Origin of the sequence: Saccharibacillus alkalitolerans, assembly GCF_011090185.1 — a bacterium.
GTDB classification, from domain to species: Bacteria; Bacillota; Bacilli; order Paenibacillales; family Paenibacillaceae; genus Saccharibacillus; species Saccharibacillus alkalitolerans.
Map to the genome: position 1 here is coordinate 149,560 of NZ_JAAFGS010000010.1, position 14,091 is coordinate 163,650.

Sequence of the window (14,091 nt, forward strand, 5' to 3'; positions counted from 1 at the left end):
CGCCTTGTCCACCGGCGCGGCCAAAGGCGCGTTCAAGCTCCTCCGGTTCGGGAGGCGGACGGCGCCGTTTCCGCTTCGCCTGCCAAGCCTGCGCGGATCGCTTCCAGCAGCCTTCCCGTCCGGTCGCAGCGGTATTCCCAGAACATGACGCCGCCCAGCCGTTCGTTGCGCACGAATTCGCACTTGCGGGCGATGGATTCTTCGTCGTCGTACGTGATGAACGTTCCGCCGTCATGCCGGCCTCCGTCGTACAGATAAGGCGCCGCGGCTTCGTCGTCCCAATAGCGGCGGAATCCGTTTCGGTCGATGTAAGATTCGTGCAGCTCCGTGAACTCCGGTCCGTAACCGCCGCTTGTGCCCGCCATTTGGTGCAGGCCGTTGTCGACGTCCGGTACCCCTTTCCACATCCGGGAGTAAAACGCGGCGCCGATCACGATCTTCTCCTTCGGCACGCCGGCGTTCGCGAACAGACGGACCGACGCTTCGACGCTGATGCGGAACAGGTCTCCGGTCGGGGTGTGCAGATTGGTATGATGCCCCGTCAGCACCTGAAACCCGCCGCGCATATCGTACGTCATCAGCTGCACGTAATCGAGATAACGCTGCGCTTCGTCCATGCGGGTGCCGTCGACGTAATATTGGTCGGCCCCGGCCGCGATCGTGAGCAAATAATGCCGCTCTTCCGCCGCTTCGCGCTCGTCGAAAGCTTCGCGGATGTTTCGAAGCAGCAGGGTGAAATTGTCGCGGTCGGCCGGACTCGCGCCGATGCCGGCTTCGCCGTAACACGGATATTCCCAGTCGAGATCGATGCCGTCCAGGCCGTAAGCGTCGATCGCTTCCAGCGCGGATTCGGCCATCCGCCGACGGCCGGACTCGGTCGAGGCCGCCTCGGAAAAACCGCCCGCGCTCCAGCCGCCGACCGACAGCAGGATCAGCACGGCGGGATGTTCCTTTTTCAGGCGGGCGATTTCTTCCATATTCCGCAAATGATCGGTGACGACGGCGTCGTCCTTCACATGGCCGAACGCGATATTGATATGCGTCAGCTTGAGCAGGTCTTCGGCGCGCAGGTCCGGCAGGTCGGCGTGACCGACGTAGCCGACCGTGCGGAAGGCGGGAACATCGCCGTTCGGAGCTGCGGATGCGGACGAGCCGAAAGGCAGGTCTGCCCGCTCCGCGGCACTGCGTGAAAGGTGTTCGGTCAAGTCGATTCCTCTTTTCTGTTATTAAAATGGGAGGTCCGACCGCTCAAACGAATCGGTCGAACGAATCGGCTGAACGGATCGGTCGGACGGCGCGATAGGAGGCGACGGGCGCGATAAACCAATCAGCCGCGGACCGCGCGCAGCACGTTCAGCGCTTCCCGGCAGCTGCCCGGCTTATAGCCGGATTCGGCATAGCGGACGTTCAGTTCCGCGTCCAGCACGAACAGATGCGGATATTCCGATCCGGGCGGCGGACAGACGGACGTCATCTCGCCGAACGCTTCGCCGGACGGATCGTAAGCGAACGACGCGCCGGACGGCAGCGGCCCGGGAACGAACGGCCGGATTTCTTCCGGAAGAGCGGCTTCGATTTCCTCCCCTTCCGGTTGACCCTGCATGATAAAAAGGAGCGGGACGCTCTCGGCTTCGAGTTCGTTCTTCAACTCTCCCGCTTCGCGCAGCAGATGCCGGGTCGGCTCCAGCCGATAATCGATCCAGGCGACCAGCGCGCCGTCTGATCCGGCCAGAGCGCCGAGCGTGCGACCGGCCTCGCCCGGGAGCCGAAGTCTCGAAGCTCCGGCGGCCGCGCCCAGTACCGGCAACGTCTCTCCCGACAGCCGGAAGGCCGGCCGCAGCGCCGTCTCGAGACCAGGCTTCACCGTGAAGTAAAACATCCGGCCGAGCACCCTGCCGTCCTGCAGGCGGACGCCGGTCGTCATTCGATATTCTCCCTCTTCCAGCTCGAACGGCTTGTCGTAAACGTCTTTCCTGCGGAAAGGATACTCCAGCGTCGTATAGATGCCTCCGTCAAGCCGTGCCAGCGTGAAGTTCTCGCGGTATGAAGCTTCGATCGCCGGGCCGCCGCTTCCGGCGCGCAGCAGACGCAGCGTGCCGCGCGTTGTGCCAGGCTTTTGGTCGGCACTGTCGACGGCCGCGCTTCGTTCCTCCCCGGACGGGATCGGGCGTTCCAGATCCATCCATTCGCCGTCCGCCAGCGCCTGCGGCCGCCGGGTCGCCGGGTGCAACCTGGCGGGAATGCCCATGGCGCGGCAGAGCGCGACCAGCAGAATCTCGACCGATTCCGGGTCGCCGGCCTTCAAGTCGAAAGTGCCGGCAGGCGAAGCTTTGCCCGGCACCGGCGTCAGACCGGCGAACGCGCGCAAGTCCTCGGCGACCCGGCGCGCAAGCCGCCGGGGATCGGCGCGGAACGCCGCGCGCTCCTCGGCGGAGAACGCTTCGCGCAGCCGGGAACGATAAGGAGCGAGCCGCTCCCAACGTACGCGCGGACAGAACACGTAAGGAAGGGAAATCTCGCCGGGATCGGCAGCGTCCGCACGATTTCCCGGCTTCGATTCGGTTCCGGTCTCCGCTTCATTTCCAGCCAATCCCGCCGATTCCGCCGACTCATAGTCTTCGAGTGCCCGCAGTCCCTGCAGCAGATGGTCGTCCAGCGTTTCGCGGCCGACATCGATCATATCCTTGTCCGTCAGACTTTCAAGCAGGCGCAGCGGCCATTCCCCGTGATCCGGCGTACGGTCTTCAAGAAAGCCTGCGATCTCTTTCTTATTGCCCCGGGCGTCGCCGAGCACTTTAAACACCCGATCGGCATCCAATCCCAACCGGCCGGCCAGCGCGCCGGCTTCGGCCTCGGTCGCGAAACGGCCTTCGTAAGCGGCGCGAATCCGCTCGCCTTCCGCCATTCGCTCCCGATGTCGCGTCAGCTCCTCTTCCGCGAGCGGCGCTTCGCTTGCCTCGGGCGGAATTTCTTTCGGCGGCGTCAGATCGAAATCCGCCTCGCCTTCCGGCTGTCCGAAGCCGTCCAGCACCAACGTCACCGTCTCTTCCTCGGCCGGATTCGTGCTGCCCGATACGGCGGCTTCGCCCCATGCCCCGTTTTGCGCGGCTCTGACAACCAGGTCGCCGAATCCGGTCACGAATCGGACTTCGCCCGCTTCGTTCGCCCGAACCGTCGCGATCGGATGCAGCTCGGCATAGTTGTAAATTTGAAATTGCACGTCCGCGCCGGAGGCCGGGCGGCCGGATTTTTCCGTTACCCGGACCGTCAGCGCGCGCACCGGCGCGTAGTTCGCCAGCAGATTGATCTCCGTATGCGCTTCGTCCGAGTATGTGACCGGCTCCGGACCCGCATAGCCCGAGGGCACGCGGGTATGCACCAGCATCGCGCGCCGCGCCGGACCGTCGAACCAGCCTCTGTCGAGCCTCGGCTCCGGCTCGCACGCCCCGATAAAATGCCAGGCTCCGTCCGCCCAAGCCTCCACCCAGGCATGATTATCGTCGACATGCGCCCAGCGCGGCGTATAGCACTGCCTGGCCGGAATGCCGATGCTGCGCAGCGCCGCGGTCGCCAGCGTCGATTCTTCCCCGCAGCGCCCTTTGGCGCTGCGCATCAGGCCGAGCGGGGAGATCGTCCGGGCGTCGCTGCCGGTGTAGGTCGCTTTTTCGTAGCACCAGTAATTCGTTTCCAACACGGCTTCGCCCATCGACAGATGCCGGACGCGTTCCGCGAGTTCTCCGGCGATGACGCTCCGATAATCCTCAAGCCGTTCGTTATTGATCCGGGGCGGAAGTACGTAATTCAGGAACAGCTCGTCCGGCACCTCCGTTCCCCACGGCATCCGTCGGCGCATGGTCAGCGCCTGCCGCACGTGGGTCAGGAACAGCTCTCCGTCATAATCCGCCAGATCGTTGATCGGCATATGGGCATACAGAAATTCGAGCGCCAACCGTTCTTCCCCGTTCAAAGGCCCGTCCAGCACGCCGAACAGCTCCTGCTCCCGAGTCGACGCCAGCTCCCTCCGCCGAGCGAAAGCTTCCCGAATGGCGGCCGTTCGTTCCGGTCCGAGCGAGAGCGTTCGCCCGTCCCGGTCCGCGCCGCCTCCGCCGGCCGCGGCAGAACCGCCGATTCCCCGATTTTCCGCAGCCGTCTCGCCCGCGCCGTCCTTAATGCCGCCCTTCGCGCTTCCTGGCATCGTCTCGTCGATTTTCATCCGCCTCTCACTCCTTCCATAGTTTGCCGTCTTCCCGGATCCAGTACGCCCCGCCGCCGTCCGCCGAAGGCGCGCGCATGCGGAACGAGTTCGCCGTCGTCTCGATCAGGATTCCGGAAGCGCCGAACGCCGCCAGTTCCCCTTGTTCGTCTCCGTCTTCCAGCAGATCGGCGAGTTCGGACGAAAAAGCGCCCGACCGCTCGTACCGATTCCGCTGCCGGTAATACAGCTTCCGCAGCTTCCATTTGACCGACTCGTCCGCCGGGGGTTCGAAAACGTCCGGCGCTTCTTCTCCGGCGAACAGCACGAATCCCCACATCTCCGGATAATGCATATTGATCACGCCCTGCGGCGACCAGACCCAGTTGTCCTCCGGATACGGACGCCCGGTCGCGGGATCGATACTTTTGCGATAGGCTCCGCCATCTTTGTCGACCTTCCACTGCACCCGCGAAAAATTCACCCGCCAATAATCTCCCGCCTGCGGAGGACGCTGTCCTTCGGCGCATTCGCGCAGAATGCTCCAGGGCATCGCGACCTCGACGCTCCAGCTCCGGTTGTCCGCGGACGGATCGTTCAACTTCCCGTCGATATGTACCGCCGTCTTCAGACCGCGGATGTCCCAGCCGTTGACCGGCGGCCCTCCGTCGCGGTAAGGCGTGACCAGCAGCAGGTCCCAAACCGTATTCAGCGCATTGATCTCGAACTCGTAATATTGATGGCTGTCGCCGTCGGGATCGATAAAGATTTCGAAGTCGTTGTCGTGAAAAATGACCGATTCCCGTTCTTTCAGCGTCGCCCAGATCTCGTCTTCTTCCAGATGCGCCCCAAAATAAAAGTATTCGTCGTCCCAAAGCATTTTCACCCGGGTCGACTTGGCGGGATTCGGCTTCGCCGGCCCTTCGATATCGACGAAAGCTTCGCTCCACGGCGCGGCTTCCCAAAACGGCTTGTCCAGCTGCCCGTCCAGCTCCAACATTCCCGGCGCGCGCCCGCACACATAAGAACGCGGCGCAAATTCGACCGCCGGTTCCGGCATTCCGCTCAAATTCATGTTCTCCCCTCCTATGTCCGATATCCCGTTTCTCGGCCGAAATCCGATTCGGTTCCGCGTTCCCGGATGCCAAAAGCGGCGGCGCTCCCCTTCCCGGTGCGTACCGCCGCTTTTTCGACCGTTTCTACTCCAACCGAAACGCAAGAGCGATCGGCGCCTCTTCGGCTGCCGGCCATTCCGGCAGCGTCGCAGCCAATCCCCGTTCCGTTCTCCTCAGAGGCAGCTCTTCTTCGCGGCCGAGCAGCGTCGCTTTTTCGAACGATCCGTTCGCCGGCAGCTCCAACTCGCGTTCCACCGTCTCGCCTTCCGCATATAACCGAATGGCGTAGACGACATCCCCTTTGCGCGTGAACTGCAGCTTTTTGTCCGCCGACGCATACGGTTCGCAGATCCGGGTGCCGTAAATCGCTTCGCCGTTGACTTTGAGCCAGGCGCCGAGCCCCTTCATCCGTTCGATCGCCGCTTTCGGCAGGCGGCCGTCCGGCTGCGGACCGACGTTGAGCGCCAGGTTTCCGCCCTTCGCCACGATCTCCACCAGCAGATGCACCAGTTGGCGGACGCTTTTGTACCGGTCTTCATAATTGAAAGAAAACGAAGTGCCCATCGTGATGCAGCTTTCCCACGGGACGTTCAGCGGTCTCTCCGGCAGCGTCTGCTCCGGCGTGATGATGTTCTCGTACGCGCCGCCCACCGTGCGGTCCGCCGACAGCAGCCACGGCTGATGGTCCCGGCGAATGCCGTCGACCAGTTCGCCGAGCCGGATGTCCTGTCCGCGGCGTTCGTTGACCCAGCCGGCATCAAGCCACAGCACGTCGATCCGTCCGTATCGGGTCATCAGTTCGGTGATCTGCTCGTGCGTGAACTTCACGAACTTTTCCCACAGCCACGGGTATTCCTGCGGATCGTACGACGGCCCGCGCCACATCTTCTCCCCCCGCTCCATGCCCGGCGCCCAATAATCCGGCGTATGCCAATCGGCCTTCGAGAAATAAGCCGAGATGGCCAGTCCGCGCGAGCGGAACGCGTCGAACAGATTGCGGCAGATGTCCGCGTATTTATGCCGGTGGAACGGAGTAGCCGGCCCCGTGATCCGGTAATCCGTCGTATGCGTGTCCCACATGCAGAAGCCGTCGTGATGCTTGGTCGTGAAGTTCAAATATTTGAATCCGCCTTCGGCGGCCAGGTCGGCCCACAGTTCCGGCTGGAAACGGATCGGGTTGAACGTCTTGTTCAGGTCGAAATACTCCCGCTTCAGTTCTTCGCCTTCGACGCCCCAGTCGATGCAGTCCCTCGCCCAATCGGCGTCCCCGTCGCTCAGCGCCCAGGACTCGACGACGCCGAGCTGCGAATACGGACCCCAGTGCATCATCAAGCCCAGCTTCTGATCCTTGAACCATTCCAGACGTTCCAGCAGCAGAGGATCGTCCGGTTTGACCCATTCCTCTTCGCTGCTATAATTGTGCACGCCCTCGTGAACGGCCGTTTCTTCATGAACGGCTTCTTCCGCGATCTTCGCTTCCGTCATCGAACCCTCCTTCTCCGCCGAATCGCCGCTTCCCGCAGTCGAGAAGCGGCGCTCGCCGGTCTATTCTGCTCCGGCATTCAAGCCGCGTTTACTGCGCGTTCTCGCTGTTCCACTTGTCGTACGCTTCCTGGTAGATTTCCACGATGCGGTCGCTGCCCATTTTTTTGAGCTGCGCGACATAGCTGTCCCAGTTGCTCAGCGGCTCCTGTCCGGTGACGAATTTCGCTTCCATCTGCTCTACGTACGTGTTGAGGTCGGACAGCAGCGCGGACACTTCCGTCTGCGCTTCGTTCGTCAGGTACACGTTCGGGAAAGGCACTTTGGCGATCGGCACCAGCTTCTCCTCGTTCTGCTTCACGACCCAGTCTTCCACTTCGCTGCGCAGGCCGTTGGTCAGCTCCGGAATATTGACGCCCGGCGTCACGATGCCGTAGTTCGGCGTCAGCGTCGCGCGGTATTCTTCGCGGTCTCCGCCGCCCGGGACATCGAGGAATTTTTTCTCGTGCGTCGCTTCGTCGGCATAATCCCACATTTTGCCCTGCGGTCCCTGCGTCCAGAGCGTCGCGCCTTCATAGCCGTACTGATAATCGATCCATCGCATGCTCGCTTCCGGATTCGGATTGGTCGCGGAGATGGCGAACGTTCCGTTGGAAGACATGCCCGGATGCTTGCCGTAAACCGGGGTGCCCGCGATCTCGCTGCTGACCGGCGTCATCATCGGGTCCTGCATCGTTTCTTCGGTTCCTCCGAGCGTGAAGTACGGATAGTAGTCGCTGAACAGCGCCAGCTGGTTTTTCGCGCCTTTGGCTTTTTTCTGTTCGTCGGTCTGCGAGAACGTCTCGTGATCCAGCAGATCCTCGTTCCACAGCTTGTTCAGGAACGTCAGATACCCTTTGTATCCTTCTTCCTGCGGCGAATAATGGACTTTGCCGTCCTTGTCCGCGTAGTACACTTCGTTATACATGCCCCAGAATCCCATGAAATACATGCGCAGATCGTCGAGCTTGACCGAAGTGAGCGGAATTTCGTCGGCTTTGCCGTTGCCGTTCGGGTCTTCCGTTTTGACTCTTTTCAAGTATTCGTACAGCTCGTCCGTCGTTTTCGGTTCTTCCACGCCCAGCTTTTCCAGGAATTCACCGTTGTACCACATCGGTCCCCGGTACCAGACGGCCGCGGTGTCGATAAACGGCAGCGCGTAGATGTGGCCGTCCGTCGTCGTGATCGATTTGCGCACGTTCGGATTTTCGTCGAGAACTTTTTTCAGATTCGGCGCATAGTTGTCGATCAGATCTTCCAGCGGAAGCAGCTGGCCCTGCGTGCCGTAGCTGACCTGTTCGGCCGGAGTAATGTCCGCCGCGTAGAAAATATCGGGCAGCTCGCCGCTGGCAAAGACAAGATTTTTCTTCGTCGGGAAGCTGTCGATCGGGGCCGTCTGGAACTCGATTTTGATATTGGACAGCTTTTCCATTTCTTGAATGACCGGCATCGTGTCCCACGGCGCCATGTCGGCGCTCGGCGCGAACACGCTCAGCGTAATCGGCTTTTCGACGATCGGAAAGCCCTCTTTGCTCACGCTGCCGCCCGATTCCGCCGCCGTCTCCGTAGATCCTCCGGATTGGCAGGCCGAAGCCAGCATCGAGAACAACATCAGACCGGACAGCGCCGCCGCCCCTTTTTTGCGACTCATTTTCATAACCGAATCCTCCCCTTTTTTTCTGATGGCCATGCTATGGCAAGATCATCCCTTGACGGAACCGATCATGACACCTTGCACAAAGTAACGCTGAAGGAACGGATACACCGCGATAATCGGCAGCGTCGCCACGATAATGACGGCGTATTTGACGAGAGCCGCGACTTCGGCTTTGTTGTTGAGCGAAGTCGCCATCGAAGCGTCGACCGTGCCCGCCTGCGCGGACATCTGCTGCAGGACGAGAATCTGCCGGAGCACGAGCTGCAGCGGGTATTTTTCCTGCTGGTTCAGGTAAATCATCGCGGAAAAGTAATTGTTCCAGTGTCCGACGCCGAAGAAAAGCGCCATAACGGCGATCAGCGCGGTCGAGAGCGGCAGCACGATCCGGAAGTAAAGCCGGAAATTGCTGCATCCGTCGATCTCCGCCGCTTCCTGCAGCTCTCTCGGAATCGAAGACTGGAAGAAGGTCCGGCAGACGATCAGGTTCCACACGGACGTTGCCCCGGGCAGGATCAGCGCCCACATGCTGTCGACCAGGCCCAGGCTGCGCACCACCAGGTACGTCGGAACGAGACCTCCGCCGAAGAACATCGTGACGATGAACAGGATCATGAACAGGTTCCTTCCGACGAAATCCCTGCGGCTGAGCGCATAGGCGGCGGGCAGCGTCACGATCAGGTTGACCAGCGTTCCGACGACGGTATAGATGATCGTATTGAGATAGCCGTTCCAGATGCTGGAATCCTGGAACACCCGCCGGTAACCTTCGAACGTAATGTCTTTGGGCAGCAGCCACATTTGGCCGGCGGCCACGATCGTCGGATTGCTGATCGAAGCGCTGAGAATGTAGATAAGCGGATAAGCGACCACGATCAGCGCCGCGGTGAGCAGCAAATAGACAAAGACGAGAAAAATTTTGTCCTGCTTCGTTTCCTTGATCGAACTGATCATTCTTTCTCACTCCCTTTCCTCTGCGAACGTCGTTACCATAGACTGTTTTCGCTCGTCCGCCGCACGACCTGGTTGACGACGATCAGCAGGATCGCGTTGACGACGGAGTTGAACAGTCCGACCGCCGTGGAGTAGCTGTACTGCGCTTCGAGCAGGCCGGTCCGGTATACGGACGTCGCGATGACGTCGGACGCTTCCATGTTGAGCGGATTTTGCAGCAGCAATATCTTTTCGTATCCGACGCCGAGCAGTCCGCCCATATTGAGGATCAGCAGAATGGTAATGGTCGGAATGATCACCGGGAAATTGATATGCCGGATGCGCTGCAGCCTCGACGCTCCGTCCAGAATAGCCGCTTCGTGCAGCCCCGGATCGACGGCGGTCAGCGCGGCCAGGTAAATGATCGTGCCCCAGCCGGTCGCCTGCCAGACGTCGGAGAGGACATAGACCGTCTTGAACCAGCGCGGGTCGGTCAGGAACGCGGGCGGCGTAATGCCGACGGCTTCGAGCAGATTGATGATCATGCCGGTCGAAGGCGTCAGAAAAGTAATGATCATGCCCGCCATAACGACCATCGAGATGAAGTGCGGCGCGTATGTAACCGTCTGGACCGTTTTCTTGAACGGGCCCGTTCGGATTTCGTTGAACGCCAGCGCCAGCAGGATCGGCAGCGGGAACCCGACGAGCAGTCCGTATAAACTGATGCTCAGCGTGTTCCAGATCAGATCCCAGAAATAATAGGATTCGAAAAACCTCGTAAAGTGGTCGAAACCGACCCATTTGCTGCCTGCCATGCCGAACGCCGGAACGTAATTTTTGAAAGCGATCTGTATGCCGTACATCGGTACATAGTTGAAAATAATGACGGTCAGCAGCGCGGGAGCCATGAAGATGTACAGCTGCCAGTTCCGCGCGATCTTCTTTAGAAGTTTTTTGCTTTTCCCTTTCGCCGGAGCGTCCGGCGGGTTCAGCACCGCTTTTGCGCCTTCGTGCATCATGTTCCCCACTCCCTCGTTGTAATGTCCGCGTATCAGGTTTCGAGTTATAGAAGAGTTACATTACCTGACAAGCCTTCTTTTCCGGTTCACTTCCTTTCGTACCGCCCGCTTCTCTTCATATCCGTTCATCCTGAGCGGAAAAGGCGGGGGTTTATTTTTTTGTAAGCATTTCCATTCGCTTTGCTGAGCCTTTCGACGTTTCGGGTTTACAGCGAGTTTACAGAAAGGTATGCTAAGCGTAAATATGTGATTTTGGCTCTGTCGTTATTTTGGACAATCGCAAGATCAGACAAATGTGTTAGAATATATTACAGATCCAGTTCTTTTTCATGAAAATTCTAAGTAAATTTCACATCACGGAGAAAAGCGATTTCAGCCTTTCAAAGCAAAAAAGTAAAGAATGACATACTTTGGGGCGAAAGACAGCGCCGCTGCGCTTGTCCGAAGCCGATCAAATTCTACATATTGTCCGACAATCCGCCGCCTGCGTACACTTTAAGCAGAAGACAACTCGCCTCCACCAAGCGATCGGGAAAGGAGAATGAAATTGAAGGTAAACGTGAAACCGAGCTACTTCAAGTCGCGGCTTTTCCTGAAATATATTTCTTCCTATTTGTTCGTTCTGCTTATCCCGCTGATCTGCCTGACCTTCGTGCTGTACCACAACACGGCAGGCAATCTGCGCGCACAGATCGAACAGTCCCATTTCAATCAGCTGAATCAAGCCGAGACGATCGTCGATACCCATCTGCAGCAGCTGAACGATATCGCTTCCCGAGCCGCTTACGATCCGAGGCTCAGCCGCTACCGCGTGCACGATCCTTATTACAGCTTGGAAGCCGTCGATGCGCTGGGCAATTACAAAGCGGCAAGTCCCATCGTGGACGAGATGTTTTTGTACTTCAGGGGCGACCCGAAAATTTATTCCAGCGTCGGCATGTACGATCTGGACGTATTCGCGGACAAATATCGTTTCCGTAATTGGAGCGGCGGCACGGTAGAACGCGACCTGAACGAAGTGCGCTACGCGACGATGCGCCCCGCCGATCTGGTCGGCCGGGGTTCGGGATTCGAACAATCGACGCTGGCTTATCTGGTTCCCGTCGTGCCTAATAGTCCGAATCCGCACGGGACGTTGATGTATTTCGTGAAGGAATCGAGCCTGACGGGACTGATCGATTCCATTCTGGGCGGCTATGAAGGGTCTTCTTATATTTTTGACGGCGAAGGTCAGGTGCTGGCCGTGAAAAGCAGCCAGGAAGAAGCTCTGGAACCGGAGGCGCTGGCTTCGCTCGTTTCCCTGTCCACCGGTACCCACAGCATCACCATTCAGGGTGTGCCCCATTCGGTCGTATCCGTCAAATCCGAATTGAACGGCTGGGAATACGTGACCCTTATGCCCAGTTCGCAATTTTTCAGCAGCGTGCTGCACATCCGTACGTTTATCGCCGCTCTATTTTCGATTGTCGTCGTATTCGGCGCGATCGGCGCCCTTTTGCTGGCACGCCGGCAGTACAGCCCCATTTTTCAGCTGTCCGAATTCGCCGAATCCAAACCGGCCGCACGAAGCGTCGATTCCGATCGAACGGGCGAAGCGGCAGGCCGCAATGAACTCGATCGGATTCGGTCCGCCCTGCAGGCTTACAGCGCGCGGGCCGACCTGCAGGAGCCTTATGCGCGCAATCATGTTCTGCTCATGCTGCTGCGTCACGGCGGAGACACGAATCCTTCGCCCGAACTGCTGGATTCGTTCGGCCTGAATTTCGACCGTGCGCGTTATTTCGCCATGCTGATCGGACGCGAACGGCCGGGAGGCACCGCGGACGAAATAAAGGATTGGCAGCTGATGCTCACGATGCTGGGCGAAGCGGAATATCCCGAACTGGGCGTCCGCCTCTTCGGCGTCGAACTGCCCAAGCCGGATCAGATCGCGGTCATTGTCGGATTTAACCCGATCCACGACACGGACGAAGCGGGACAGATCGACCGTATCGCCCGCGCCGTATACGATCATCTGCAGGAAATCGGCCGTCTGAACCCGGCGATCGGAATCGGTACCTGCTCCGCGGACCCGCGGCGGCTGAGCCAGTCGTTTATCGAAGCCTGTTCGGCGTTCGAATCCCGCACGCGCGGCGCCGGCATCAACCTGGCTTACTTCAGCGATCTCTCTTCCGAATCGGGCGAAGCGTGCTGGGTTCCGAAAACCGTGCTGCTCAAACTGTCGCAAAGCCTCAAACAGGGCAACGCGGACATCGCCGCCCGTTCGATAGCCGAGGCGATGGAAACGCTGCGCGCGCCGGGGTTGTCCGCCAAATACATGCGCTGCATCGGCTTCGACATCTTGAATACGATTTTGAAAGCGGCCGCCGAAGCGGATGTCGACAGCTTGAACGGCGCCATTCCTCCAATCGAAATGTTCTCCTCGCCCGACGAGCTGGAGCCCTATTTCCTGGAACTGGTCGATCGGCTGTGCGAACGGATCGAACAAAAGGAAGAATGCGAGGCGCACACGCTGATGGACAAGATCGTGGCTTACATCGACGAACATTATGCGGACCATTCGCTGAGTCTGGAGACGATCTCGCACCATTATTCCATCTCCATGTCGTATTTCAGCCGCTCGTTCAAAGAAAAAGTCGGTACCAATTTCGTTCAGTATATTTGGCAGAAACGCATGGAAGCGGCTATTGTCGAACTGACGACCACCGACGAACCGCTCAAAGAGATCATCCTACGCATCGGCTATCACGACGCGCCGAATTTCATCCGCAAATTCAAAAAGGAAACGGGGCACACGCCGGGCCAGTATCGCAAACTGTTCTCCGGCAGCGGCGGAACGCTGAAAGAGAAAGCTTAAGCCTGCCTTGCGGGCCGACTTGTTTCGCCTCCTTCCGTTCAGGTAATATGAGTAAAGGTTCATCGTTTGTCGATTGGGAGGAGGAATTCGTAATGATCGAAATTACACGTATGCGCAAAAACATTTTGACGTTATCCGTCGCAGGCCTCGTCGGCTTCGGTTCGCTCGGAGCTGCCGTACCGACGCTTCTGCCTTCCGCTTCGGCGGCGCAGACGTCGGCCGCCTCAAGCAGCGCCATGGCTCGGGAGACGCTGATGTCGTTCTACAAGCCGGCCTTGAACGGCGAGTTCCCGGGCAACGCAGACGGCTTCGTGGTCGGCGAGACCAAGCGAACCGAAATCATCGATAAGTTCGGTTCGCCGAACGTCCCCCGCTCTTCTGTAAGCGGCTTCGACAATTACACGGCCGATATGGGCAATCCCGGATATGCCATGTCTTACGATGCTTCGGGCGTATTGAAAGAAATCCGTTATTTCGGCACCAATGTCGAGCGTCAGACCAACATCGGCGGCATCACGCTGTCCATGGTCAAAAAGAACTGGTATACGCCGATTTCCACAACGACGATCAAAAGCGGCGGCGCCGCGCAAACCAAGCTGACCTACAAACGCGGGAAATATAAAGTCGAGTTTGTTTTCAACAACTCCGTCGAACTGTCGCATATCAATTTGTTGAAAAGCTGAGTATTGCGCAGGTTCTCTCGCCTTCTTTGTTTATAGCTCGAAAAGGCCGTCCCAGGGGGACGGCCTCAGGCTGTCGAAAAAGTCACGTAGTAGAGAGAAGCAAGCCGGCTCCGAGAG

The 14,091-nt window shown here is 59.2% G+C and carries 9 protein-coding genes; 2 read left to right on the top strand and 7 right to left on the bottom strand.

From position 1 onward, the window contains the following. Window positions 1–32: 32 nt before the first annotated feature. The 7 genes from GYN08_RS21120 to GYN08_RS21150 all read right to left on the bottom strand — a co-directional run bounded on the left by GYN08_RS21120 (window position 33) and on the right by GYN08_RS21150 (window position 10,431). A complete protein-coding gene (locus GYN08_RS21120) occupies window positions 33–1,205 on the bottom strand; it encodes a glycoside hydrolase family 18 protein (protein ID WP_268952903.1) in 1,173 nt (390 codons plus the stop codon). A gap of 122 nt (window positions 1,206–1,327) precedes the next feature. Then, on the bottom strand, window positions 1,328–4,213 hold the full coding sequence (locus tag GYN08_RS21125; RefSeq protein WP_166278850.1) for a transglutaminase-like domain-containing protein: 2,886 nt from the start codon (window positions 4,211–4,213) through the stop codon (window positions 1,328–1,330). Window positions 4,214–4,220: 7 nt separating this feature from the next. After that, the gene (locus tag GYN08_RS21130; RefSeq protein WP_166278853.1) at window positions 4,221–5,267 is read right to left on the bottom strand and encodes a carbohydrate-binding family 9-like protein; all 1,047 of its coding nucleotides are present in this window, start codon (window positions 5,265–5,267) and stop codon (window positions 4,221–4,223) included. Between the two features lie 124 nt (window positions 5,268–5,391). Next, entirely contained in the window at window positions 5,392–6,792 is a 1,401-nt protein-coding gene (locus GYN08_RS21135; RefSeq protein ID WP_166278856.1) for an alpha-L-fucosidase, read from the bottom strand. An 88-nt stretch (window positions 6,793–6,880) separates the two neighbouring features. Next, on the bottom strand, window positions 6,881–8,485 hold the full coding sequence (locus GYN08_RS21140) for an extracellular solute-binding protein (protein ID WP_166278859.1): 1,605 nt from the start codon (window positions 8,483–8,485) through the stop codon (window positions 6,881–6,883). Window positions 8,486–8,530: 45 nt separating this feature from the next. Next, a complete protein-coding gene (locus GYN08_RS21145) occupies window positions 8,531–9,436 on the bottom strand; it encodes a carbohydrate ABC transporter permease (protein WP_166278862.1) in 906 nt (301 codons plus the stop codon). A gap of 32 nt (window positions 9,437–9,468) precedes the next feature. Continuing rightward, a complete protein-coding gene (locus tag GYN08_RS21150) occupies window positions 9,469–10,431 on the bottom strand; it encodes an ABC transporter permease (protein ID WP_166278907.1) in 963 nt (320 codons plus the stop codon). Window positions 10,432–10,975: 544 nt separating this feature from the next. On the opposite strand from GYN08_RS21150, the gene GYN08_RS21155 reads away from it, so the two are divergent. Further along, a complete protein-coding gene (locus GYN08_RS21155) occupies window positions 10,976–13,291 on the top strand; it encodes an AraC family transcriptional regulator (protein WP_206023862.1) in 2,316 nt (771 codons plus the stop codon). Window positions 13,292–13,383: 92 nt separating this feature from the next. Beyond that, entirely contained in the window at window positions 13,384–13,974 is a 591-nt protein-coding gene (locus tag GYN08_RS21160) for a YjgB family protein (protein ID WP_166278865.1), read from the top strand. The last annotated feature ends 117 nt before the right edge of the window (window positions 13,975–14,091 follow it).

Bases quoted from the DNA above. Each gene is read 5' to 3' on its own strand.
- GYN08_RS21160 (WP_166278865.1), top strand. From the start codon at position 13,384: ATGATCGAAATTACACGTATGCGCAAAAACATTTTGACGTTATCCGTC.
- GYN08_RS21125 (WP_166278850.1), bottom strand. From the start codon at position 4,213: ATGAAAATCGACGAGACGATGCCAGGAAGCGCGAAGGGCGGCATTAAG.
- GYN08_RS21130 (WP_166278853.1), bottom strand. From the start codon at position 5,267: ATGAATTTGAGCGGAATGCCGGAACCGGCGGTCGAATTTGCGCCGCGT.
- GYN08_RS21155 (WP_206023862.1), top strand. From the start codon at position 10,976: ATGAAATTGAAGGTAAACGTGAAACCGAGCTACTTCAAGTCGCGGCTT.
- GYN08_RS21150 (WP_166278907.1), bottom strand. From the start codon at position 10,431: ATGCACGAAGGCGCAAAAGCGGTGCTGAACCCGCCGGACGCTCCGGCG.
- GYN08_RS21140 (WP_166278859.1), bottom strand. From the start codon at position 8,485: ATGAAAATGAGTCGCAAAAAAGGGGCGGCGGCGCTGTCCGGTCTGATG.
- GYN08_RS21145 (WP_166278862.1), bottom strand. From the start codon at position 9,436: ATGATCAGTTCGATCAAGGAAACGAAGCAGGACAAAATTTTTCTCGTC.
- GYN08_RS21135 (WP_166278856.1), bottom strand. From the start codon at position 6,792: ATGACGGAAGCGAAGATCGCGGAAGAAGCCGTTCATGAAGAAACGGCC.